The sequence below is a fragment of the Metabacillus litoralis genome (assembly GCF_020524045.1).
In the GTDB taxonomy this organism is placed as follows: Bacteria; Bacillota; Bacilli; order Bacillales; family Bacillaceae; genus Metabacillus; species Metabacillus litoralis_C.
On record NZ_JAIVKL010000005.1, the window covers coordinates 165,039 to 190,944 of the forward strand.

Sequence of the window (25,906 nt, forward strand, 5' to 3'; positions counted from 1 at the left end):
AGAAATGATGTTTCCAAAAGCGCCAGTTAAGTATGATTTATATGACCAAGCAATAGCAGATGATGAATCATCATGGACAATTCACAATGTTCATGATCCTGCTCTGTATAAAGATGGTGACACTTATTATGTATTCTCAACTGATGCCAAGGTTGGTGGCGAACCAACAGGTGGAATTCAAGTAAGAAAATCTAAAGACTTAATTCATTGGGAGTGGGTTGGACATGCGTTTGAGCAAATTCCAACAGAAGCACATGAGTGGACAGGTGCAAAAGGATTATGGGCTCCTGATGTAACAAAATATGGTGAAACCTATTATTTATATTATGCAGCTTCTCAATTTGGAAAAAATCAGTCATTTATCGGGGTTGCAACAAGTAATAATATTGAAGGTCCGTGGATAGATAAGGGGGAGGTTATTAAAACTAAGCATGGTGAAAGTATTCCAAATGCCATTGATCCCAATATTACTTTTGATGAAGAAGGGAATCCTTGGATGGTATATGGATCTTTTTTTGGTGGGATATTTGTTGCAAAAGTAGATCCCTCCACTGGAAAATTAATAGAACAAAATGATGGAATCTTAATATCAAAAAGACATCATAGTGTTGAAGCCGCAGTAGAAGGTCCATATATCGTGTATCATCCAGAATTTAAAAAGTACTATCTGTTTGTTTCCTATGACTCTTTATTTAGAGATTACAATATCCGGGTTGCATGTGCTGATCGTATTGAAGGACCTTATCTAGATTACAATGGAAATGATATGACAGATATAGAGATTTCTCCAAATGATACAGGGTTGAAAATACTTGGTGGCTATAAATTTGGAGAAGCTGAGGGTTGGATAGGTCCTGGACATAATTCCGTATTAAAAGATGGAGACGATTATTTTGTTTGTCATCATGCTAGAGGTGAGAAAACAAAGAAACATCATGCTTTACATATTCGTAAAATTGTCTGGACAAATGATGGATGGCCACTTATTTCACCTGAGCGTTATGCTGGTGAAAAGGAACAAAAGATTAACCCTAGTCAATTAGTAGGCTTATGGGAAGTGATAGAAATGGATCGGAACGACAATCATCAACTTGCTTCTAAACCAATTCATCTTTTGTCAGAAGGAAAAGTAGATGATATTCATAATGGACATTGGGTTTGTAAAGATCATAATCAGTTTGAGCTTAGTTTAGAGGAAAAAAAATTTACTTTATATGTGCTACCAGCTTGGGACTGGAGTAGATGGAATTCTACATTGGTTTTTACAGGAAAAGACAAAGAAGGAAATGTTCTTATAGGAAAAAAAATGAAAGAGTAATTGTTTTTATAACTTGTAAGGATGAGTTATTGCTGTTTTTAGAGGAAATTAGTAGATTTTTCATTAAAATTACGAAAATATTTAAAATTTGTATTGAAATTTATCTAACAAGTGCTAAAATTTATTTAAGGTCATACGTATAAGTTGTAATGTACTCTAAGTTTCTAGTATTTCTGTTTTTTTAGCGAAAGTAAGGAGCTAGAATTAATAACTTGTACGTATAAAATGTTAAACTCATGAATATCTAAAATATGAAACATAGAAAAGTTTTTCTAAGGGTCGATGATTTGGGGGGATGAAGATAACTAAGTATTCAGTTGGTGTTGACTATGGTACACAATCGGGTAGAGCAGTACTAGTTGAAGTAGGTACAGGGAGAATAATTGCAACAGCTGTTAAACCCTATACACATGGAGTAATGGATGAGTTTTTACCTTATGGGTGTACAAAGTTAGAAAGTGATTGGGCTTTGCAACATCCAACAGATTATATTGAAGTATTAGTAACTACCATCCCTGATGTTTTAAAACAAGCTAATGTTTCAGCAAATGATGTAATTGGTATTGGAGTAGATTTCACAGCTTGTACGGTTTTGCCAATAAATAAATATGGTACGCCATTATGTCAATTAAAAGAATTTAAGAATCATCCACATAGTTATGTAAAGCTTTGGAAACATCATGCTGCACAAAAAGAAGCAAATAGATTAAATGAAATAGCAGTAGCAAGAGGAGAAAAGTTCTTAAAAAGATTTGGAGGGAAAATTTCCTCGGAATCTCTATTTCCTAAGCTATGGCAAGTTTTAAATGAAGCACCTGAAATATACAAAGCAGCAGATTCATTTGTTGAAGCAACTGATTGGGTTATATATCAGCTAACAGGTGAACTAAAACGAAATAGTTGTACAGCAGGTTATAAAGCAATGTGGCATAAAAAAGAAGGATATCCTTCAAAGGAATTTTTTAAAGCATTAGATCCTCGTTTGGAAAATATAGTTGAAGAGAAGCTTTCATATGATATATTTCCGATTGGTTCAAAAGCTGGTGAATTAACAAAACGTGCTGCGGAATTAGTTGGCTTGAATCCAGGAACAGCAGTAGCTATTGCAAATGTAGATGCTCATGTTGCATTACCAGCAGTTGGGATAACCGAACCAGGTAAACTATTAATGATTATGGGAACATCTACATGCCATATTTTACTAGGTGATGAAGAAAAGCTTGTACCAGGTATTTGTGGAGTTGTTGAAGATGGTGTTATTCCAGGATTAATGGGTTATGAAGCTGGTCAATCTTGTGTTGGTGATCATTTTGAATGGTTTACTGAAAACTGTCTTCCAGCAAGCTACCATGCAGAAGCAAAAGAAAAAGGAATAGGAATACATCAATTGTTAACAGATAAAGCAGCAAAACTTGATGTTGGTGAAAGCGGTTTACTAGCACTGGATTGGTGGAACGGCAATCGTTCAACACTTAATGATGCAGATCTAACAGGTGTACTACTAGGTGCTACGTTATTAACTAAGCCTGAGGAAATTTATCGTGCATTGATTGAAGCAACTGCATATGGTACACGTAAAATTATTGAAGCATTTAGAAATAGTGGAGTGCCAATAAATGAAGTGTATGCATGTGGTGGTATTGCAGAGAAAAATGATCTTATGATGCAAATTTACTCAGATGTAATAAACATGGATATCCGCATATCAGCTACCTCACAAACACCAGCTCTAGGTTCAGCGATGTTTGGAGCTGTTGCTGCTGGTAAGGAGCGCGGTGGTTATGATGACATTAAAGTTGCTGCACAGAAAATGGCTAGATTAAAAGATTATAAATACCAACCTATTCAAGATAACTCAAAAGTATATGAGCAGCTATACAATGAGTATTCAAGGCTATATGACTACTTTGGTAATGGCGAAAATAGTGTAATGAAAAACCTAAAGAAAATTAAACAAACTAACAACTTAAAACAAGAACAGAAGTCACTTAATAAAGCCAAGTGATGTTAATAAGAGGAGAGATGATTATGCTTGAATCATTAAAGAAGCAAGTTCTTGATGCAAATCTTCTATTGCCAAAATACAATATGGTGACGTTTACATGGGGAAACGTAAGTGGCATTGATCGTGAACAAGGACTTGTCGTTATTAAACCTAGTGGAGTTCCATATGAGGAATTAAAGCTCGAAGATTTAGTTGTTATAAATCTTGAAGGCGAAATTGTTGAAGGAGACTTACGTCCATCCTCAGATACGTCAACACATTTAGCGCTTTACAAGGCTTTTCCTACAATAGGTGGTGTTGTTCATACACATTCACCGTGGGCGACAAGCTGGGCACAAGCAGGACGTTCTATTCCTGCTTTAGGCACAACACATGCAGATTATTATTATGGAGAAATTCCTTGCACAAGAACACTAACTGAGGATGAAATTACTAGTGGATATGAATTAGAAACAGGTAATGTCATTATTGAAACGTTTGAAAAAGCTGAAATAGATCCTGTGGCTGTTCCTGGAGTTTTGGTGTCAGGTCATGCACCCTTCTGTTGGGGAAAGAACGCAAATCAAGCAGTGCATAATGCAGTAGTGTTAGAAGAAGTAGCTAAAATGGCTTTGCATACGTATCAGTTAAATCCAGATGTAAATTCAATTGATCAATTTTTATTAGATAAACATTATTTACGCAAGCATGGAGCAAATGCTTATTATGGTCAAAAATCTAAAGAAGTGAAACAGTAATTATCTGACTAGGGGGAAATCAAAATGTTAACAGCAAAACCATATGAATTCTGGTTCGTAACAGGAAGTCAAGATCTATACGGAGAAGAAACAGTAAGAGAAGTTGAAGCAAATTCAAAAGTGATTACAGAAGGTCTTGACCAGGATCCAACGCTTACTTATAAGCTTGTATTTAAATCCGTGCTAAAGGAAGCAGATTCAATTCGTAAATTATGCTTAGAAGCAAATGCTGATGAAAATTGTGCGGGTATCATTACTTGGATGCATACATTTTCACCTGCAAAAATGTGGATTGCTGGATTATCATCATTACAAAAACCAATGCTACACCTTCATACACAATTTAATCGTGATATTCCTTGGGATAGTATTGATATGGACTTTATGAACACAAATCAATCTGCTCATGGTGATCGTGAGTTTGGCTTTATGGCTACTAGACTTAATGTGAAAAGAAAAGTTGTTGTAGGACATTGGGAGAATAGTGAAGTAAGAAATACGATTGGTAGCTGGATGAGAACAGCTGCAGCATTCTCTGAAGGACAGCACTTAAAAGTTGCCCGTTTTGGTGATAACATGCGTAGAGTAGCTGTAACTGAAGGTGATAAAGTTGAAGCACAAATTAAACTAGGTTGGACTGTGAATGGTTATGGTGTTGGTGATTTAGTTCAACGCATGAATGACATTTCAGAACAAGAAGTAGATTCTTTAATGGAAGAGTATGCTCGTGAATATGACATTGTTGCTGAAGGTCAAGAAGATGGTCCAGTACGTGAATCAATTCGCTATCAAGCAAGAATTGAATTAGGTATGAAAGCATTTTTAGAAGAAGGCGGATACACAGCATTCACAACAACTTTTGAAGATTTACATGGTATGAAGCAGTTACCAGGTCTTGCTGTTCAACGTTTAATGGCACAAGGATACGGATTTGCTGGTGAAGGTGATTGGAAAACAGCAGCACTGCTTCGTATTCTGAAAATCATTGCAAATAATGAAGATACTTCATTCATGGAAGATTATACGTACCACTTTGAGCCTGGTAATGAATTAGTATTAGGATCTCATATGCTTGAAATTTGCCCAACAATAGCAGCTACAAAACCAAAAATTGCTGTATATCCATTAGGTATTGGTGGAAAAGAAGATCCAGCACGTATGATTTTTGATGGAAAAGGTGGTTCAGCATTAAATGCTTCAATCATTGACCTTGGACATCGTTTCCGTCTTGTCGTAAATGAAGTTGATGCAATTCAACCTGAGATTGATCTGCCAAATCTACCTGTTGCTAGAGTTCTTTGGACTCCACAACCATCATTAAGTGAAGGTGCAGAAAACTGGATTGTTGCTGGTGGAGCTCATCATACAGTGTATTCATATAAAGTAACAGTTGATCAGCTAAGAGACTGGTCTGAACTAGTAGGAATAGAATGTGTTCTTATTAATAATGATACAAATAAACATGCTTTCAAAAACGAATTACGTTGGAATGACGTAGTGTTTAAATAATATTTATTGTGAAAACGAGGATAACGATCATACTTCAATTTGATGGGTTACCTCGTTTTTTAACTATAGGCTTCTTTTTACAAAATTGCTGCTTTTAGTTTAATAGGAGCAACAGACTTTACTATAATAACCAAATTAAAAAGTGAAAGTAGGGTTAAAAGATGACAAACACAGTTGTAATTAATACTGATATAAACAAGGGAACAATTAATCGTAATATATATGGACATTTTGCAGAACATTTAGGTCGTTGTATTTACGAAGGAATTTGGGTTGGAGAAGATTCACCGATTCCAAATACTAAAGGAATTAGAAATGATGTATTAGCAGCATTAAAACAAATTAATATACCTGTGCTTCGTTGGCCTGGTGGTTGTTTTGCTGATGAATATCACTGGAAGGATGGAATCGGTCCAAGAAGCGAACGTAAACGTATGGTTAACACTCATTGGGGTGGAGTTGTGGAAAACAACCATTTTGGTACACACGAATTTATGCTACTATGCGATTTGTTAAATACTGAGCCTTATATTTGTGGAAACGTAGGTAGTGGGACTGTACAAGAAATGTCTGAGTGGGTTGAATATATGACATTTGATGGTGAATCACCAATGGCAAACTGGCGCCAAGAAAATGGTAGACAGAAACCTTGGAACCTTAAATATTTTGGTGTTGGTAACGAAAACTGGGGTTGTGGTGGAAATATGCGACCTGAATATTATGCAGATTTATATCGTCGTTATCAAACATATGTCAGAAATTATGGCGACAACAAGCTTTACAAAATTGCTGGTGGTGCAAATGTAGATGACTATAATTGGACTGAAGTATTAATGCGTGAAGCAGGTAACCTAATGGATGGTTTAAGTCTTCATTATTATACAATTCCTGGTGACTTCTGGTTAGGTAAAGGATCTGCAACCAATTTCCCTGAAGATGAATGGTTCATTACAATGCAGAAAGCTTTACATATGGATGAATTGATTACAAAGCACGGTACAATTATGGACAAATATGATCCAGAAAAGCGTGTAGGTATGATTATTGATGAGTGGGGTACATGGTTTGATGTAGAGCCTGGAACAAATCCTGGATTCCTTTATCAGCAAAATACAATACGTGATGCATTAGTTGCTGCTGTTCACTTCCATATTTTCCATAAGCATTGTGATCGTGTACAAATGACCAATATCGCACAAACGGTAAATGTTCTTCAAGCAATGGTGTTAACTGAAGGAGATAAAATGATTTTAACTCCAACATATCATGTTTTTGATATGTATAAGGTACACCAAGATGCAACATTACTTTCTGTTGATGCAACTGTAGGAACATACAAATACAATGATCAGGAAGTTGAACAAGTATCTGTTTCAGCGTCTAAAGATAAAGAAGGAAAAGTTAATATTAGTTTATATAATATTGACCATAAAGAATCATCAACAATCACACTTCAGCTTCGTGGATTGAAGGAAGAGATTTCAGGTATTACTGGTACCATCCTTACAGCTGATACAATTGATGCACACAATTCATTTGAACAACCTGACTTAGTTACAACAACTGAATTTACAGAATTTAAGATTGAAAATGATCAACTAGTAGTAACATTACCACCAATGTCAGTTGTATTACTAACGATTTAAAAATCCGTTGGTGTCCTAAGAATTCTTACTTTAGAAACCATTATAGTGGGGCGCAATAGAAGGGATTTAATATCAACTACATTTAGAGAAAATATCATAAAAACAAAAGATAGGGAGGATCTAATGACAACAAATATCTGTAAAGGGTGTACAAGAAATGTCATCTTAAAGAAACAAGAAGTTGATCGAATCCTCTCTAAAAACAAGGTATCCGAAAATCAATTAGTTTCTAAAGAAGTTTTTGAGAAACGTATGAGTGCATGTAAAACATGTTCATCAATTGTTTATGGCACCACATGCTCACATAGTGGATGCCTTGTTGAGTATCGTGCAAAATTCACACATAAACATTGTCCAAGTCCACACGGTTCTAGGTGGTAAATGTATGTATTACTAGCTATAGTTTTTAAGAATATCTTTCATAAAAGTAGAATAGCTCCATCTCTTGGAACGAGATTGGAGCTATTTGTTGTATTATGGCTGTTTTCGCAAACTTTGCTGCTTTTAACAACTCCAAGTAAACAGCACTTTATCAAGTATGATGGCATCTTTTCTTAGTAGAATAGTGCTTATTATGCAATAAGAACAATGATTAAACTGCAATATTAGGGTAATTAGAAACAATCTTTGAGAAAAGAGCCTTTATTATAAAGGATTGCTTTTTTTATCGGACATTTAAGTTTATTTATTCGACTTCGACTTTTCTGCATCATTTTTCTCAATTGATAGAAAATACGCTAATACTCCTGATAATAGTGAACCACCAATTGCTATTAAAATACGAAAATGAAGCGGTACAGCTGAGTGATCTTTAGCTAAAATCCATAGTGAAAGAATCGCAACAAAAATCATTGTCATTATAATCGTTGTCATTCGTTTATTCATTTGGCACATCCTTATTTCTTCAATCTTTTTGTCTTTATAATAACATAAAAAACGTTATTTTTTGACTTTTGCTTGTAACAGCTTATTCTTTTCGCCGATACATGCCAGGTGCTAATCCATATGTTTTCTTAAATACTTTATGAAAGTAAGGGTAACTTCCAAAGCCACAATTCTCAGCAATTTGTTCAAGTGATTTTGATGTATATTTCATTTGGTCGATCGCAGAAGATAGGCGAATTTCTTGTGCATATTCGATCATTGTTTTTCCAACACTATTCTTGAATAAAAAGGAAGCTCGTGAAACACTTAATTCAACATGCTGCGAAATTTCCTCAATTCTTAGGGAGGTTAATGCATTTTCTTCAATAAAGCGCATCATTCTAGTCACAGCAGGTGGACGATTGAAATAAAAGTTTGTTTCATTAACAGACCTTTCCAATAACAAACACATGGATTTCATTAAATATTTGTTAAGCTCGTGATTTTGTTCAGTAGAAGGTCGTTGTTCTTCAATAATTAGATAACGCCACAAATTTAGAATTTTTTCATCTATATTAATTCGTGAAATTGTTGGTTTATTAGAACGATTCCACCATTGTTCGATCCACTTTCCGTTACAAAAGATAAAGTAGTCACCACTATTTTGTCCTTCTGTTATTTTAAGTTCATAGTGTTCCTGTGGTTTAAGAAGAAGGAGATCTCCTTTTTCAATTGAGTGTTTTTTATTATTAACAATGATTTGGCAGGTGCCTTCAGTTTGTAATCGAAATAAATAATCATCAAATCCAGATTTATCTACTGAATGAAAGTTTTTTGTATGATAGGAGAAACTACATAGTACAATATTTATCATTTATTAATAACTCCTTTTGAAGAAAATAGGAAGATAGTAGATGTTTTAATTATATCATTTATTTGCAAATAGTGATTTATTGTTTAAGCTTAAGGTAAATAAGATATAACTGAATAAATTCGGTTAATACCTGGTAATAACAATAAAAATGGGCTCTAGTCTTATTCATTGTTGTTAATCACCATTTTTGATAGAGAATTCATTTCTAAAATTTTTTCGGAAAAAACATGAAAGGTTTCTCTTAAAATTATCTTGCTATCTATTTAATAAAGAAAAATATTTGTGAAAAAAGGAGATAAAACACATGTCAAAAATTCCTGTAGCCGTTCAATTATATACATTACGTGAGGAAACGAAAAAAGATTTCGCTGGAACTCTTAAAAGAGTTGCTGAGATTGGTTTTGAAGGTGTAGAATTTGCTGGATTTGAAGGGTTAAGTGCTAAAGAAGTAAAAGAGCTGTTAGATCGTAACAATTTAAAAGCAGCATCAAGTCACATTTCATTAGATGAATTAAAAAATAACTTAGATCAAGTAATTGAAGATCAAAAAATCATTGGAAGCAAGTATGTAGTTTGTCCATATTTAACAGAAGATCAAAGAAGTGAAGAGGATTATCAATCACTCATTTCCTTTTTAGATATAACTGGCGAAAAGCTTAAGGGTGAAGGAATTACACTTTGCTATCATAATCACGACTTTGAACTTGAGAAATTAAAAGATGGAAGAAGCGCACTTGAATCAATATTTGATGATACAAAAGAAGAGAATGTTCAGACAGAACTAGATGTTTATTGGTTAACAAAAGCTAATGAAGATCCTGTCGAGTGGATAAAACGTTATAAAGCTCGTACACCTATAGTTCATTTGAAAGATATGACAACAGATGAAGAGAAATTCTTTGCAGAGCTTGGAACTGGTGGTGTTGATCTTGAAGCAATCCTCGCAGTAGGTGATGAAGTGAATGTGAAGTGGTGGATTGTCGAGCAAGATGTATGCCGTCGTCCTGTTTTTGAAAGTATTGAGATTAGTTTGAATTATCTAAGGGGCTTAAAATAATTTTTGGTTTTCGGTTAGAAATAACCAACTAAGTATTAAAACAAAAAAGAGGTTGAGACAAAAGTACTTTAACAAAATAGAAACCGAGCAATGGTTGTATGTTTAGCTGCGTAGCTCCGGATATATCTTCCGCATTCCCAGGGGAAGCAGTCAAGCCTCTTCGTGCTAAGCGCTGTGGGATCTAGCCGATGCTTGATCCCACAGGAGTCTACGTATAATTCATCCGCTATGCTAATAATTTGTTCGGAATTTTTGTTAATTATTAAATTATGTCCCAGCCTTTTTTTGTTTAGTTATACTTGATTTTGTTTGTTAAGCTAGTTAGTTGAGTCAAATTTTGATGAATTTCAGTACTTAAAGCTTTATATCCTTCCGCAGTAAGGTGGATACCATCATCACTGATTAAATCTACTAAGTTGCCTGCTTTTTTTATACCTGTTCTTACATCGATTTTCATAATATTCAATTCTTCAGCTAATAAATTTAGATGGTGGTTATAAATACCATGCCAATAATCTATCCCGCCGACCTGGCTAATCCAGTGACTAATTGCAGGACTATATCTTTCTGAGATATTTTTATAATATCGAACCGGATCTAACGGTGGTAGAGTTGAAATGATGGGTGTGATTCCACTTTGATGGATTTGTCCAATAATTGTTTTTATATTATTCAAGTAACGATCAAGCGGAACGATTGCATTGTGTTCCTCTAGAGGTTTTTTTGCAACCTCTTCCCAATTAAAATTACAGTCGTTGCCTCCTACACCAACGATCACATAATCTGGATTTTCATGAATAACATCCTTTTCAAGTCTTTCTAAAAGTAAGTCGGAGTTATCATTAAAAACACCTTTATTAATGACGTTAACATGATCTTTATTTTTTGAAAATAAATCTTGAAGGGAAGTTGGATAACTATCTTTTAAGATTCTTAATCTCCCTTTTACTAGTGAGACACCTCTTGTAAGGCTATCTCCAAAGCACACAATTTTCATTTATCATACCTCTTTAATTGTAAGTCAATTTTAATCCATTAGCATTACTTCAATCATAACGAAAACTAAAATTCTGTAAACTAATTTGCTCTTACTCGAAACTTGTATTAACTTTCTACCTTTATGGAGATAAGAAGGATAAGAAAGAAATCAATGTGACATAAAAAATACTAAGTAAAATATTACTATTGGAATTGTTTATTATTTTAAGTAGCTTCATATGAAAGTCCTCCTTAATGATATCTTGATTTCATTTTAGGGAAAAATTTCATATTTAACGACAGTGAAAGGATGTATTTTTCATCATTCTTTTGATTGAGAAATTAAAAAGAAGGCTATCTGTTCTAATGAACAGATAGCCTTCTTTGAATGAATAAGATCAGATCGTATATGCTTTATCATTAAGTGTTTAGTTCTAGCGCCTTTTTTATAAACTGCTTTCAGCTTCTTTTTGCTCTAATTTCTTGTAAGTTCTTACTGACACCCAAGATAAGAAAAAGCTAACTGAGCTACCAAGAAAGAAAAAATTCAGACCAGGTAGTGAAGATAACATATAGAAGATGGCATAAGAGCCAACAATCATTAATAAAGTGTTTAGTGGTTTAATTAGTCCAATAAGAAAAGCACGCTTTATATATTGAAAAGTTGTTAATTTATAATGTGCGAAAAGTGGAAAGATATGAATAAGCAGAATAATAAAAAATAAGCATAGTGAGAAAAATCCACCAATAAATAATATTGAAGATCCTTCTGTAAGTGATTTAGTATACATAAAATTTATATATAGTAAACCAGCGATAATATAAAAAATAATACCTAATACGTTAGCTTGAAGAAACTCTTTTTTATATGCTTGCCAAAACGTTTTGAAAAGAGGAACATCAAAATCTCCTAACGTCCATTTTCGTGTAATAGAGAACATAGCTGCTGTAGCAGGAAACAATCCAAAAACAACGAATCCACATATCGTAAATAAAATCCATAATAAATTCACAATACATAGTCTCATAATCCACTCAGCTACGTTGTATAACTTGTCCATTGAGCCCAAATCTAAAACATCCTTTCATATCGTCTAAAGGGTTATTTATCCTGAAATCTTTTAGGTCTTTTTTTCGAAAAAATAAATTTTATTACTCTACGTATTATATAGAGGTTTTCTTAGATCGTAAACTGGGAATATAACGAACATAAATAAGAAAAAATGAGGAGTTGTAATAATGGGATTTTTACTTTATTTAATCGTCGGTGGTATCATTGGCTGGCTAGCTGGTTTAATTCTTGGGAGAGATGTTCCAGGTGGAGTTATTGGTAACATTATATTAGGAATAATTGGAGCATGGTTAGGTGGAGAGTTATTTGGAGATTTTGGTCCCACTTTAGCTAGTATCGCAATTATCCCTGCATTAATTGGAGCGATCATCGTCGTTTTCGTAGTAGCTCTTATTATGAAAGCAGTTAGAAAAAAATAATAAGATCTATAAAAAACACTTTAATTTCTAAAAAATTAAAGTGTTTTTTTATTCTATGGCTATGTTGAACTTTGTTGAATTTCGTAAAAGACATATACTTTCTCCGGGAAATCACCATAAAAGCAACAGAAATAAATTATAAGCTTTAACATGGCCAATTGTTTAAGAAATTATATCATCGTTTAGGAGCTAATTTGTAGATTACGTAAATAGTCACACAGTTCGTAAAATGTAAGTAAATTCTAAAGATCTTTTATTCATTATATGATTCATGTAAAAGTAGAACCCTCTTTTTCCTTGAATCTAGAGGTTAAAATCATGTTCTTTTCTTATTATTTATTAATAAACTAATAAACTATTAAATTTTTTTCAAAAAAATATTGTACAGATAAAAATTGTGTGTTATATTTTTATTGCAAGGTTAGTGCAAACGATTTCACATCATTTTGCACATAGATTACATAAATATAAAATAAGATAACTAGTATTATACTAATATATAATGGTTAACTTATTACAGTAGAATCTATGTTTTTTTCGAAATTTGTGCAAACGTTTTTCTAACTTAAAGCGAAATAAAAAAATGGGGGTAAAACAATGAGTAGTAAAAAATTATTCTTGGGGCTTTTCTCTATTATGTTTCTTGTAAGCGTTGTACTTGCTGGTTGTTCTGGCGGTTCAGATGAAACAAAAGGTACAGACAACGGTGGTAAAGAAACAGAAGGAGAAGAAGTAACATTAGATATTTTCCAATTTAAAGTAGAATTTAAAGACCAGTTTGAAGCGGTTGCTGAGCAATATCAAGAAGCAAACCCAAACGTTAAAATCAATATCCAAACTGTTGGTGGCGGAGAAGATTATGGTGCTGCATTAAGATCTAAATTTGCTTCAGGTGATGAGCCAGCAATTTTTAATATCGGTGGTCCAACTGATGTTATTGACTGGGAAGATAGTTTAGCTGATTTAACAGATACAGCTGCAGCAGAAGTTGCGCTTGAAGGAACTCTTGACGGTGTTACTAAAGAAGATAAAGCATATGGATTACCATTTAACCAAGAAGGTTATGGTTTAATTTACAATACTGAAATTTTCGAAAAAGCAGGAGTTGACCCTGCAACTATTACAGATATGGCTTCATTAGAAGCAGCTGTTGCAACGTTAGATGAGAAAAAAGGTGACTTAGGTTTAGATGCAGTATTTGCTTTCCCTGCTAAAGAAACTTGGGTAACTGGTCAACATTTAGCGAATGCATTCATCGCTCCTGAATTTGACGGCAATGTGACTAAAGCTTATGAGTCTGACACAATTGCTTTTGAATATGCAGATGCAATGAAAAACTTTATCGATCTTCAAAATAAATTCTCAGTACAACCTGTTGTAAGTCTTGACTATTCACAACAAGTAGAAGAATTATTCTCTACAGGTAAAGTAGCTATTATTCAACAAGGTAACTGGGTTTACGGATCAATCGCAGGTATTGATGAAGAGTTAGCTAACAATAAAGTTGGTATTTTACCAATTCCAGTTCCAGGATATAAAGAAGATTCAATTCCAGTAGGTGTTCCAATGTACTGGGCTGTAAATAAGAACAAAGATGAAAAAGTAGTAGAAGAGTCTAAAAAATTCTTAGACTGGTTATACACTTCTGATGAAGGTAAAGAAGCTGTAGTTAGCGACTTTAAATTCATTCCAGCTTATGAAGGTTATGATGCTTCAAAAATTACAGATCCACTTTCAAAATCAATTTATGAGTATGCAGAAGCAGGAAAAACAATTGGTTGGACATTCAGTGGATATCCATTAAACTGGGCTCAAAATGAACTTGGTGTTAACATCCAAAAATATTTGAGCGATGCAGCTACATGGGAAGAAGTAATCAATGATTCAAAAGCTGCTTGGGAAGAAGCAAGAGCAGAATAAGTTAGAATTTGAGCAAACAAAGTAGCGATTTTTGCTACTTTGTTTGCTCATACAAACTAATAACCTTAATGAAGAAAATTGTATAAGCCACTTCATAATAGAAGGTAGCATTCACCTTCTATTATGAAGCGTCTTATAGAACAGCATGAAATGGACGTTATATACCTTTGTTAACCTTCTTTATTGGAAAAAACAGAGCGGATTTCTAGTTCGCATTAAAAAATCCACAATAAGATTAACAGAGAAACTTAAAAAAGCTATCATATGTTGGAGGGATAAAACATGATGCGTACAAAGGATCTATCATATTGGTTGTTTTTAGCACCGGTCCTATTAGCATTAGCATTGGTTATTATTTTACCTTTATTAATAGGGGTATACTATTCATTTACTGATTGGAATGGAATAAAAGCTGGGTCATTCCTAGGATTTGAAAATTACATTGACGCCTTTAAGGACGAAGAATTTTTAGATTCACTATGGTTTACGACGAAATTTTCAGTTGTATCGGTTATGTTAACGAATATAATCGGACTAGGTTTAGCGTTAATTGTAACAACAAAAATTAAATCTAGTAAATTCCTACGTACAGTTTTCTTTATGCCAAACTTAATTGGTGGACTAATTTTAGGATTTATCTGGCAGTTTATCTTTATTAAAGTATTCTCTGGGTTTGGAGATATGTTTGGTATCGAAAGTCTAAAAGGCTGGTTATCTACAACTGAAACTGGTTTTTGGGGATTAGTTATCTTAATGAGCTGGCAAATGTCAGGTTATATCATGATTATTTATATCGCATATTTGGAAGGACTTCCAAGTGAATTGTTAGAAGCTTCCGAAATAGATGGTGCTGGGCCATTCCAACGCTTAAGATATATTATTTTCCCATTAGTTGCACCAGCATTTACTGTTAGTATGTTTTTAACATTATCAAATTCATTTAAACTTTATGATCAAAACCTTTCATTAACAGCAGGTGGACCTTATAACTCTACACAAATGGTTGCGATGGAAATCTTTAAAACAGCATTTGGTGAAAGAGATATGGCGTATGCACAAGCAAAAGCTGTTGTGTTCTTTATCATTGTTGCAGTAATAGCCTTGACTCAAGTTTATATTAATAAGAAAAGGGAGGTTGAAATGTAATGAGAAGCAAATATCCATTTTCACTTGAGATATTAGGAATCTTATTAGGTCTTTTATGGCTATCACCTTTCTATCTAATGATTGTTAACTCTTTGAAAACAAAAAGAGAAATATTTTCAGATGTTATTCGTTTACCTGAAGAATTTACGTTTGATAATTATATTCAAGCTTTCGAAGAACTTGATTTTATTCAAACATTTATTAATTCATTAGTTATTACAGTAACAAGTGTATTAATCATTATTATTTTCTCATCTATGGCTGCTTACGCTTTATCACGTAACAAAAGTAAAATTAGTACAATTTTATTTATGGTATTTGTCGCAGCGATGTTAATTCCTTTTCAATCAGTTATGATTCCACTCGTAACAGTTTTTGGTCAGGTAGAAATGTTAAATCGTGTAGGCTTAATCTTTATGTATTTAGGGTTTGGAAGTAGTTTATCAATTTTCCTATTCCACGGTACCTTAACTGGTATTTCTAAATCCTTGGATGAAGCTGCAATTATTGATGGATGTAACAAATTTCAAGTGTTTTGGCATATTATATTCCCGATTTTAAAACCGATCACTGTAACAGTTGCGATTTTAAACATCATTTATATTTGGAATGATTACTTATTACCATCACTAGTTATTAACCAAGAAGGTTTACAAACGATTCCATTGAAAATGTTCTTCTTCTTTGGAGAGTATACGAAACAATGGCATTTAGCTCTTGCAGGTCTAACTATAGCAATCATTCCAGTAATTATCGTTTATTTCTTTGCACAACGTGAAATTATAAAAGGTATATCTGAAGGTGCAGTTAAATAATCTAAATTAAAGAATGAGAAATCGTTCCCACATCCTTCTCGACGGCTAAAGTATTTTTCTTTGCAAGCAGGAAAGGGTGTGACAAATGGTGAATCAAATAGATATCACATTTTGTTTATCACCCTGTAATTGGTAAGGAGGCACCAATGGTTACAATTAAAGATGTAGCAAAGCTAGCGAATGTAGCACCATCAACAGTTTCGAGGGTTATTGCTAATAGTTCCCGCATAAGTGAACAAACCAAAAAAAGAGTTCGAGAAGTGATGGAGGAATTAGGTTATCATCCTAATTTACAAGCTAGAAGTTTAGCAGCAAAAAGCACACAAGCAATAGGCGTAATCATGCCTAATTCAGCATATTATGCTTTTCAAAATCCTTTCTTCCCAGAAGTACTTAGAGGGATAAGTACTAGTTCACATGATAATAAGTATGGTATATATCTTTCTACCGGATCAACGGAAGATGAGATTTATCATGAAGTGACTTCAATGGTGTTAGGAAGACGAGTCGATGGAGTTATTCTTCTCTATTCTCGTATTAATGATAAAACAATGAGGTTTTTACAAAAATCGGATTTCCCATTCGTTGTTGTCGGTAGGCCAGATGAAGATGAAGAACGGGTATCTTATGTTGATAACGACAATATTCATATTACAAAACAAGTAACGAATTACCTAATCAACCTAGGTCATCGTAATATTGCTTTTGTTGGAGGTAGTACGAACTTTGTTGTAACAATAGATCGCTTAAATGGATACAAGTTGGCGTTGAAAGATGCAGGAATCCCATTTAATGATGAGTATATGGTGCATGAAGACTTTATTAAAGAAAATGGCAGGGAAGCAATTGCATCACTTATGAACCTAAGTGATCCCCCGACAGCTCTTGTTACTCAAGATGATTTGATTGCATATGAGATGATAAGCCATCTAGAGGATATGAATATTCGTGTGCCAGAAGATATTTCAATTGTTAGCTTTAATAATTTGATGTTATCTGAGCATTCAAAACCACCATTAACTTCTGTTGATATCTGTATTTATCAGCTGGGTTATGAAGCAACAAAATGTTTACTCGAAAAAATAAGTATACCAGATACATTACCAAAAAGGATTACGATTCCTACAAAGTTCATTGAGCGCAAGTCATGTGAACAGAAGAAATAACTATATCATATACTTTCTTGAGGATGAGTGATAAAAATGTAATGATACGTACATTTTATCAATTATCCTCTTGCTTTTTATTTTAGCTACTTTAAAGCATCATTTAGTCAATTAGGAACAATCTTACAGAAAATCTCATTATAAAGAAATCTTAAAATTTAGTTGTAACATTTGATTGTATAGAAATATGGTTATAATAATAAAGTTTTATTTTATGAAATCCGAAATCTATCTACAGTTAAAAGCTGATTAAATATCTTTTTAAAAAAATAAGTCATTGTTAAGTGAGGCATAGTTATGAAAAAATTATGGTGGAAAGAGGCAGTAGCCTATCAAGTTTATCCTAGAAGTTTTATGGATTCTAATGGAGATGGTATAGGTGATCTTCAGGGAATGATTTCAAAGTTAGATTATTTAAAAGATCTAGGAATTGACGTAATATGGATTTGTCCAATGTACAAATCTCCAAATGATGATAATGGTTATGATATTAGTGATTATCAAGACATCATGGATGATTTTGGTACTATGGGAGATTTTGATCTCCTATTAGAAGAGGTTCATAAGCGTGGAATGAAATTAATTATTGATTTAGTAATCAATCATACTAGTGATGAGCATCCATGGTTTATTGAATCAAGATCATCAAAAGAAAGTCCTAAACGTGACTGGTATATTTGGCGTGATGGAAAAGACGGTCAAGAGCCGAATAACTGGGAAAGTATCTTTAGTGGATCGGCATGGCAATTGGATGAAAAAACGAACCAGTATTATCTTCATATATTCTCAACGAAGCAGCCTGACCTTAATTGGAGAAATCCAGAGGTACGTACAGCTTTATACGATACGATAAACTGGTGGCTTGATAAGGGAATTGATGGCTTCCGTGTTGATGCGATTAGTCATATTAATAAAGAAGAAGGCTTATTGGATATGCCCAACCCTGAGGGTCAAAAATATGTTTCTTCATTTGATAAACATATGAATGTTGAAGGTATTCACACATACCTTGATGAATTGAAGAAAGAAACCTTTGCAAAATACGATATTATGACTGTTGGTGAAGCAAATGGAGTAAAGGTTGATAATAAAGAAGATTTAGAGTTATGGGTTAGTGAAGATAAAGGTAAATTCAATATGGTATTTCAATTCGAACATTTAGCATTATGGGATGCGGAATCGAAAAAAGGCTTAGATATTCTTGGCTTAAAACAAGTTTTAACCAACTGGCAAAAAGCACTTGAAAACAAAGGTTGGAATGCACTCTTCATAGAAAATCATGATAAAGCTCGTGCTGTTTCAACTTGGGGAAATGACAAAGAATATTGGTTTGAAAGTGCAACATCTCTTGCAACTATGTATTTTCTTATGCAAGGTACACCGTTTATTTACCAAGGACAAGAGATTGGTATGACAAACGTTAAATTTGAATCGATCGAGGAATATAACGATGTAGCTGCAAAAAACATGTATCGATTTAAACGTGAAGAAGGTGTATCACATGATGAGATCATGGAAGTTATTTGGGCTTCATGTCGCGATAATTCAAGAACACCTATGCAATGGTCAAGTGCACCAAATGCTGGTTTTACAACAGGTACACCATGGATTGGTGTAAATGAGAATTATAAAAAAATCAATGTGGAAGAACAACAACAAGATGAAGCTTCGGTTCTACATTTTTATAAAAAAATGATCAAACTCAAGAAAAGCGATGACATTTTTACGTATGGAACTTATGATTTGATTCTTGAAAAACATCCTTCTATCTATGCTTATACACGTACATTAGGTGATGAAAAAGTAGTTGTTTTTTCAAATTTAACAACTGAGACTGTGACATGGGATGAGGACCTTGACTTGGCTTTAAAATCGAATCAACTACTTCTTTCAAACTATGAAGTAGATACCCATGATTTCATGAACATTTTAACTTTAAAGCCTTTCGAGACAAGAGTATATCGCGTATAATCGGTTAAGAAACACAAAGATGAGACTCCATCTTTGTGTTTTTTAGTATCTCAAATTTTAAATTTATACTTTGTTGGTGCCATCTAACAATCATCCATAGAGGGAAAAAATTCATATTTTTAGATTTCCAAGGAAAAAGGTGCTTTTTTCCCTGGAAATTAATATTAATGATTTTCATAGTCACCATATTCTTTTCTTAAATAGGCTGGAAACATTTTAATATTAGTTGCGAAACTAATGGTCTTAGTATATATTAAAACTAATGATATTAGTTTTAATGAGCGATTATATTAAGGGAGATGGAATTTCAATGAAAGTAACAAGAAATGGGGATCTCATTCAATTGACCTTTTTACCAGGATTTTTTCCTGTAAACTGCTATATTCTCGAAGAAGATAATGAACTTACCTTAATTGATACAGGAATACCGAGCAGTTATCAAGGAATTGTAAAAGTCATTAAAGAATTAGGAAAACCACTAACAAATATAGTACTTACACATGCACATGGTGATCATGTTGGTTCTTTAAATAAATTAAAGAGTAACTTCCCGAAGGTTCCGTTATCGATTTCACTACGAGACAGTCGGTTGTTAAAAGGAGATACTTCATTAGATCAACATGAACCACAAACACCTATTAAAGGCGGAATTCCTAAAGATATTAACGTAACACCGGAAAAGCTTTTAGAAGATAGCGATGAAATAGGTTCGTTACAGGTTATTTTAACACCTGGCCATACACCAGGTTCAATCAGTCTTTTTGATACTAGAAGTGGTGCTATTATTGCTGGTGATGCAATACAAACTAGAGGGGGAGTAGCGGTAAGTGGACAAATTCGCCCACTTTTTCCTTTCCCAGCAATGGCCACTTGGAATAAAAAACAAGCACTTGAAAGTGTGAAAAAAATAAAGGGATTATCTCCTAGTTTATTAGCAGTAGGACACGGACATATGATTGAAGCTCCTTCAGTTCATTTACAAAAATCAATTGACAAAGCAGAGGAAAACCTTAATAAATAATTCATGAGATTCCTTAATTAAAATTGAAAATCTAAGAATGTACAATTGTTTTATTAAGTGATTAACACTTCAAAACTAACAATTAAAGAAAGGTAGAGGTAACATGTCCCCAAGAATTGGTCTTGATTTACAAACTATTTTAAAAGCAGCAACAAATATTGCAGATGAACAGGGCATTGAGGCCGTAACACTTGCAACTTTAGCAAAACAATTAACAGTTAAGTCTCCATCCTTATATAATCATATCGATGGATTAACAGGATTAAAGAAGAAGTTAGCTCTCCATGGGTTAGAAGAGTTGTATAGTCACATATCAAAGTCTGCAATGGGTCTTTCAAGAGATGAAGCTGTTCATGCGGTTTCAAAAGCCTATCTTTCATTTGCGCGGAATCATCCAGGATTATATGAATTAACATTATCTGCACCAAATCCAGAGGATAGTGAAATTCAGTTAGCAGGAGAAAAAATTGTTGATTTTTCTATTCGTATTTTAAGTGTATATGGATTAGAGGATCAAGAGGTTATTCATGCTGTTCGAGGGTTAAGAAGTATATTACATGGCTTTTCATCTCTTGAACAAAAAGGTGCATTCGGATTACCGACTGATTTGGATAAAAGTTTATTTCTGTTAATTGAGAGTTTTTTAGCTGGTATTCATATAATGAAGCAAAAATAGGGTAGCTACTTTATTATGTTAAACGTTTGGATTTCCTCAACAGTCATTCGCTTTCCAGGAAAAAAATGTAGTTCTTTTTTTCTGGGTCTGGTTCACTAATCAACTGGACAAATTTCATTAACTAGTAGTTTTATAGCAAACATTATTATTAAAAAAATCTTATCGTCATTTGAAACCGATAATATATTCCAGAGCATCTGCTGTGCAACAAGCTAGGCCGCTGTGATAACATGAAAGGATCAAAGTGAGAGGATGTAAAGCATGAATCAACACGATTTTACGAGCGGTAATATAATTAAGCAAATATGGATTTTTTCATTGCCGATCATGCTGACAAATCTGCTACAAATATCTTTTCAGTTTATTGATAGCTTATGGGTTGGGAATTTATTGGGTGCAAATGCACTTGGTGCGATAGCTGTATCAGGCACGGTTATCTTTACAATTTTATCATTTATTATCGGTGTGAATAATGCTGCTTTAACAATTCTTTCTCAACAAAAAGGAAAAGGCAATGATGAAGGTTTAAAAAGTTATATTAATGCGTTCGTCGTCCTTCTATTCTTTCTATCTTGTCTTCTTGGTGTATTAGGTTTCTTTTCATCAGAGAAGATTTTAGTTTTACTCAGTACTCCGCCATCAATGATTGCAGATGCAAGCGCCTATTTACAAATTAATTTTATCGGTATTATCTTTTTATTTGGCTATAATTTTGTAAGTACTGTATTGAGATCTTTAGGTGATAGTAAATCACCAGTGAGATATGTTGTGATTGCAGTTATATTGAATGCTATTCTTGATCCACTTTTTCTATATGTTTTTAAACTAGGAATTGAGGGAGCTGCATATGCAACAATATTGTCTCAAGGTATTGCCTTTCTTTATGGTATTTTCGATACGATAAAACGTCAGTTAGTTCCGTTTACTTTTCCGAAGGTTCCTAAAATGAATGAAGCGCAGACAATTATGAAGTTAGGAATTCCATCTGGATTACAAATGATGGTTATTTCTGCAGGTGTTATGGCAATTATGAGTGTTGTCAATTCATTTGGGGACAATGTTGTTGCTGGATTTGGAGCAGCACAACGACTTGATAGTTTAATTATGTTACCGGCAATGGCGTTAGGAACTGCTGTTAATAGTATGGCAGGCCAAAATATTGGTGCAAATAAATGGGAGCGTGTGCATAAAATTGCCAAATTTGGTGTGATGTTTACCTTTGGTATTATTTTAGTTATCAGTTCAATTGTATTTTTCTTTGCGGAATCGGCCATTAGATTATTTATAGATGACAAAGAATCCCTGCTTTTTGGACAATCCTATTTGCAATTAGTTGCTTTCTTTTATCCTTTTTTAGGCATTAATTTCATTCTTAATGGAATTGTTCGAGCTGCTGGTGCCATGTTCCAAGTGCTATTATTAAACATTCTTTCATTCTGGTTACTCCGTTATCCACTATCCTATTTATGTTCACAATGGCTTGGAGAAGATGGTATTGCAATTGGCATGGGAATTAGCTTTATCGTTAGCAGTGTGATTGCATTTAGTTATTATAAGTTTGGAAATTGGGATAAGAAAGAAGTTATTCATGAAGGTAGCTAAAATTGAATTTTAAATTTTCGAAAAATACTCTTTATACCCTTGACAGTATTAAAAATACTCGGCATAATAATGTAAAATTGAGCAGTCATATTACGATAAGATTTTCTGCATTTTGTAATGCTAAAAAATATAAAGAACGAATAAAAAAGGACTAGTATGTGGGACTTTTCTTTTCAGAGAGTGAAGTTTATTAGCTGAAAGACTTCATAATGTAAAAGCCACTGAACCTACCTTTTGAGTCTTGTGCAAACATAAGCGTGTTCCTAGCGTTATTAGGATGAAGTGGGATGTATTATTTATTTACATATAGATAATACATCCAATCAAGGTGGTACCACGGAAGCAAGCTCCTTTCGTCCTTATTTTTAGGATGATTGGGGCTTTTTGTATAGAAAAAATAACGGGTTTATTTGCTTAAGTATAAGTTCGATCATTAATATAGGCTGTTTTCGTAAACTTTTTTGCTTTGACAATTTTGAAGGAAACAGCACTTTATAAAGTCTCTTTTTTTAAAAGATAATTTAGGCAATTAGCAACAATTTTTTCAGAAAAGAGCCTTAAAATAAAACGTTCTAATAAAGAATACAGTAGCGGAGGAAAGTAGAAATGGAGAAAAAGCGAATTGTCATAAAAATAGGAAGTAGTTCGCTCACGAATGCGAAAGGACAAATTGATCAAACGAAATTATCTGATCATGTTCAAGCAGTTGCAGCACTTCGTGAATCTGGGCATGAGGTTTTACTCGTTTCATCAGGTGCAGTCGCAGCTGGATTTGCACATTTAGGATATCCTTCACGTCCAATTACATTAAAAGGCAAGCAAGCTGCTGCTGCTGTAGGACAAGGTTTATTAGTGCAATCGTATATTGAAAAATTTGGTGCATTTGATATAAAGCCAGCACAAATTTTGTTAACTAGAAATGATTTCTCTAAGCAAGAGCGATACAAAAATGCATATGCAACGATAAGTGAACTTTTGGAAAGAGGAATTCTACCGATTATTAATGAGAATGATACTGTCTCTGTAGAAGAGTTAACATTTGGAGATAATGATATGCTATCAGCTCTTGTTAGTGGTCTTATACATGCTGATCAGTTAATCATCTTAACAGATATTAATGGTTTATATGACTCTAATCCTCGCACAAATCCGTTAGCGAAAAAAATCGATTATTTACATGAAGTAACTGATGATATGCTCCAAGCTGCACAGGGTACTGGATCTAAGGTAGGAACTGGTGGAATGAAATCTAAGCTTATGGCAGCTAAAACGGCTAAATCTCTTGGTGTACAGGTGTTTATCGGACTAGGTGAAGGAAAGCAAAAGCTAATTCAAATTCTACAAGGAAAAGGTGACGGTACATATATTGGCAAAAAAGATGGGTTATCGTCAATAAACAATAGTAGACAATGGATTGCATTTCATTCAGAAGTAACAGGTACACTTTATGTTGATCAAGGTGCTGAAGATGCACTTTTATATAAAGGGAAAAGTCTCTTACCTGCTGGAGTATATGATTTTAAAGGTGATTTTGCACAATGTGATGTTGTGGAAGTTGTTGGTCCAAATGGTTTACTTGGTAAAGGTGAGGTTTTGTTTTCCGCAGAAGAATTACGGAAAATGTTAGGGAAGAGAAGTGATGAGTTAACTAAGGAAGAAGTTATTTCATCAATTGTTGTTATTCATCGAAATAAATGGGTGAAAGTAAAAGGAGGAATATGAAATGAGTGAAGTGATAGCAAAAGGCAAAGCAGCCAAGGAAGCTAGCTTTGTTATGGTCGATATTTCAACAGAAGAAAAGAATGCCGCGTTAGCATTAATAGCTGATCAATTATTGATTGATCAAGAGTATATTATTAATGAAAACGCAAAAGATCTTGAATCAGGAAAAACAAATGGATTAACAGACAGTGTACTTGATAGAATTATGCTGAACAAACAAAGAATTATTGATATATCAGAAGCGATTCAAATGCTGATCACATTACAAGATCCGATCGGTGAGGTACTAGAAACAATCCAAAAGGACAATGGACTGTTGGTTAAGAAAAAACGGGTGCCACTAGGTGTGATAGGTATGATTTATGAAGCAAGACCAAATGTAACTGTGGATGCTGCAACACTTGCATTAAAAACCGGAAATGCAGTTATATTAAGAGGTAGTTCTTCAGCAAGTTTTTCTAATCAAGCTCTTGTGCAATCTATTCATAATGCACTGAAGAAAAGTAATCTCCCTGTTGATGCTGTGCAGTTAATTGAGGATACGAGCAGAGAAACAGCAAAAGAGCTTTTCCACCTGAAAGAATACCTTGATGTACTAATTCCTCGTGGTGGAAAAAATTTAATAGATACAGTTGTAAGAGAATCAACAGTACCAGTGCTTGAAACTGGAGCTGGAAACTGCCATGTGTATATAGATAAAACAGCTGACTATAAAATGGCTGAAAGTATTGTTTTAAACGGGAAGGTTCAACGTCCATCAGTGTGTAATTCAATTGAATCAATACTAATTGAAGAAAAATGGTTTGCGCAGTATGGGAAGGATTTATTAGACGCTATAAACAGTCAGCAAGTAGAAATATATGGAGATGAAGTTGTTAGCAGCATTTTTGGTGCTGCAAAACTCGCAACTGAAGAAGATTGGTATAAAGAATATCTAGCATTAACAGTGAGTGTGAAGGTTATTAGTGGTATTGATGAAGCAATTGCTCATATCAATAAATATGGAACAAATCATTCAGAAGCCATTGTGACAGAGGAGCAGAATCATGCGAAGAAATTTCTAAACAAAGTAGATGCTGCTGCGGTATATCATAATGCATCAACACGCTTTACAGATGGATCAGAATTTGGTTATGGAGCTGAGATTGGGATTAGCACACAAAAATTACATGCTAGAGGACCAATGGGATTGCCTGCCCTTACATCTAGTAAATTCTTTGTGTACGGCACCGGACAAACTCGCCACTAATGATGTAAATGTAGGAAGGAGTTTTCACTTAATTTTAGTGAGCTTCTTCTTTTTATTTTGGCTTGTAAAGTTTGCTGGGTTATCCTTACAATTGACTTAAACAAGAAGTAGAAAAATATTTTCTAAGCATGTGCAAAAT

At 33.7% G+C, this 25,906-nt stretch carries 22 protein-coding genes and 1 other annotated feature; of the genes, 18 read left to right on the forward strand and 4 right to left on the reverse strand.

What is annotated here, in order from left to right; translation table 11 throughout:
• Positions 1 to 4: 4 nt before the first annotated feature.
• From LC076_RS09240 to LC076_RS09265, 6 genes are all read left to right on the forward strand, one after another.
• Complete coding sequence (locus tag LC076_RS09240; protein WP_226667925.1) at positions 5 to 1,318, forward strand: arabinan endo-1,5-alpha-L-arabinosidase; 1,314 nt, start codon at positions 5 to 7, stop codon at positions 1,316 to 1,318.
• A gap of 295 nt (positions 1,319 to 1,613) precedes the next feature.
• Positions 1,614 to 3,323 carry a ribulokinase gene (gene araB / locus LC076_RS09245; RefSeq protein WP_226667927.1) on the forward strand — a complete coding sequence of 570 codons (1,710 nt, stop codon included), beginning with the start codon at positions 1,614 to 1,616 and terminating at the stop codon, positions 3,321 to 3,323.
• Between the two features lie 23 nt (positions 3,324 to 3,346).
• Entirely contained in the window at positions 3,347 to 4,060 is a 714-nt protein-coding gene (araD, locus tag LC076_RS09250; RefSeq protein WP_226667929.1) for an L-ribulose-5-phosphate 4-epimerase, read from the forward strand.
• A gap of 24 nt (positions 4,061 to 4,084) precedes the next feature.
• Positions 4,085 to 5,569, forward strand: coding sequence for an L-arabinose isomerase (araA, locus tag LC076_RS09255; protein ID WP_226667931.1), 1,485 nt, complete (start codon positions 4,085 to 4,087; stop codon positions 5,567 to 5,569).
• Between the two features lie 161 nt (positions 5,570 to 5,730).
• Positions 5,731 to 7,215, forward strand: coding sequence for an alpha-N-arabinofuranosidase (locus LC076_RS09260; protein ID WP_226667933.1), 1,485 nt, complete (start codon positions 5,731 to 5,733; stop codon positions 7,213 to 7,215).
• Between the two features lie 123 nt (positions 7,216 to 7,338).
• The gene (locus LC076_RS09265; RefSeq protein ID WP_226667934.1) at positions 7,339 to 7,596 is read left to right on the forward strand and encodes a DUF6171 family protein; all 258 of its coding nucleotides are present in this window, start codon (positions 7,339 to 7,341) and stop codon (positions 7,594 to 7,596) included.
• A gap of 300 nt (positions 7,597 to 7,896) precedes the next feature.
• On the opposite strand, the gene LC076_RS09270 is transcribed toward LC076_RS09265, so the two are convergent.
• Both LC076_RS09270 and LC076_RS09275 read right to left on the reverse strand, forming a co-directional pair.
• Positions 7,897 to 8,100, reverse strand: a complete 204-nt coding sequence (locus tag LC076_RS09270; RefSeq protein WP_226667936.1) for a TMEM199/VMA12 family vacuolar ATPase assembly factor — start codon at positions 8,098 to 8,100, stop codon at positions 7,897 to 7,899.
• Between the two features lie 82 nt (positions 8,101 to 8,182).
• Positions 8,183 to 8,953, reverse strand: coding sequence for an AraC family transcriptional regulator (locus LC076_RS09275; RefSeq protein ID WP_226667938.1), 771 nt, complete (start codon positions 8,951 to 8,953; stop codon positions 8,183 to 8,185).
• A 304-nt stretch (positions 8,954 to 9,257) separates the two neighbouring features.
• Here LC076_RS09275 and LC076_RS09280 point away from each other — a divergent pair, with 304 nt between their 5' ends.
• A complete protein-coding gene (locus tag LC076_RS09280; RefSeq protein WP_226667940.1) occupies positions 9,258 to 10,010 on the forward strand; it encodes a sugar phosphate isomerase/epimerase family protein in 753 nt (250 codons plus the stop codon).
• A gap of 289 nt (positions 10,011 to 10,299) precedes the next feature.
• On the opposite strand, the gene LC076_RS09285 is transcribed toward LC076_RS09280, so the two are convergent.
• Together LC076_RS09285 and LC076_RS09290 are read right to left on the reverse strand one after the other, a co-directional pair.
• Positions 10,300 to 11,007, reverse strand: coding sequence for an SGNH/GDSL hydrolase family protein (locus tag LC076_RS09285; RefSeq protein ID WP_226667942.1), 708 nt, complete (start codon positions 11,005 to 11,007; stop codon positions 10,300 to 10,302).
• A gap of 427 nt (positions 11,008 to 11,434) precedes the next feature.
• Positions 11,435 to 12,049, reverse strand: a complete 615-nt coding sequence (locus LC076_RS09290; RefSeq protein ID WP_226668538.1) for a YesL family protein — start codon at positions 12,047 to 12,049, stop codon at positions 11,435 to 11,437.
• A 178-nt stretch (positions 12,050 to 12,227) separates the two neighbouring features.
• On the opposite strand from LC076_RS09290, the gene LC076_RS09295 reads away from it, so the two are divergent.
• The 11 genes from LC076_RS09295 (at position 12,228) to LC076_RS09345 (ending at position 25,767) form a co-directional block, all read left to right on the forward strand.
• Positions 12,228 to 12,479, forward strand: a complete 252-nt coding sequence (locus LC076_RS09295; protein WP_226667944.1) for a GlsB/YeaQ/YmgE family stress response membrane protein — start codon at positions 12,228 to 12,230, stop codon at positions 12,477 to 12,479.
• 597 nt (positions 12,480 to 13,076) lie between these two features.
• Entirely contained in the window at positions 13,077 to 14,399 is a 1,323-nt protein-coding gene (locus LC076_RS09300; protein WP_226667945.1) for an ABC transporter substrate-binding protein, read from the forward strand.
• Between the two features lie 285 nt (positions 14,400 to 14,684).
• Positions 14,685 to 15,545 (forward strand): carbohydrate ABC transporter permease, encoded by an 861-nt coding sequence (locus LC076_RS09305; protein ID WP_226668540.1) that lies wholly within the window; start codon positions 14,685 to 14,687, stop codon positions 15,543 to 15,545.
• Complete coding sequence (locus tag LC076_RS09310) at positions 15,545 to 16,360, forward strand: carbohydrate ABC transporter permease (protein WP_226667947.1); 816 nt, start codon at positions 15,545 to 15,547, stop codon at positions 16,358 to 16,360. The genes LC076_RS09305 and LC076_RS09310 overlap by 1 nt, the downstream gene beginning before the upstream one ends.
• A gap of 146 nt (positions 16,361 to 16,506) precedes the next feature.
• Positions 16,507 to 17,526, forward strand: coding sequence for a LacI family DNA-binding transcriptional regulator (locus LC076_RS09315; protein ID WP_226667948.1), 1,020 nt, complete (start codon positions 16,507 to 16,509; stop codon positions 17,524 to 17,526).
• Between the two features lie 297 nt (positions 17,527 to 17,823).
• Positions 17,824 to 19,497: a glycoside hydrolase family 13 protein gene (locus LC076_RS09320; RefSeq protein ID WP_226667949.1), complete on the forward strand. Its 1,674-nt coding sequence runs from the start codon at positions 17,824 to 17,826 to the stop codon at positions 19,495 to 19,497.
• A 310-nt stretch (positions 19,498 to 19,807) separates the two neighbouring features.
• Positions 19,808 to 20,518 (forward strand): MBL fold metallo-hydrolase, encoded by a 711-nt coding sequence (locus tag LC076_RS09325; protein ID WP_226667951.1) that lies wholly within the window; start codon positions 19,808 to 19,810, stop codon positions 20,516 to 20,518.
• A 103-nt stretch (positions 20,519 to 20,621) separates the two neighbouring features.
• Positions 20,622 to 21,194, forward strand: coding sequence for a TetR/AcrR family transcriptional regulator (locus LC076_RS09330; protein WP_226667953.1), 573 nt, complete (start codon positions 20,622 to 20,624; stop codon positions 21,192 to 21,194).
• A 261-nt stretch (positions 21,195 to 21,455) separates the two neighbouring features.
• Entirely contained in the window at positions 21,456 to 22,796 is a 1,341-nt protein-coding gene (locus tag LC076_RS09335) for an MATE family efflux transporter (protein ID WP_226667955.1), read from the forward strand.
• Between the two features lie 130 nt (positions 22,797 to 22,926).
• Positions 22,927 to 23,160: a binding site (T-box leader), on the forward strand.
• Between the two features lie 242 nt (positions 23,161 to 23,402).
• The gene (proB, locus tag LC076_RS09340; RefSeq protein ID WP_226667957.1) at positions 23,403 to 24,518 is read left to right on the forward strand and encodes a glutamate 5-kinase; all 1,116 of its coding nucleotides are present in this window, start codon (positions 23,403 to 23,405) and stop codon (positions 24,516 to 24,518) included.
• Between the two features lies 1 nt (position 24,519).
• Positions 24,520 to 25,767, forward strand: a complete 1,248-nt coding sequence (locus LC076_RS09345) for a glutamate-5-semialdehyde dehydrogenase (protein WP_226667959.1) — start codon at positions 24,520 to 24,522, stop codon at positions 25,765 to 25,767.
• Positions 25,768 to 25,906 lie beyond the last annotated feature (139 nt).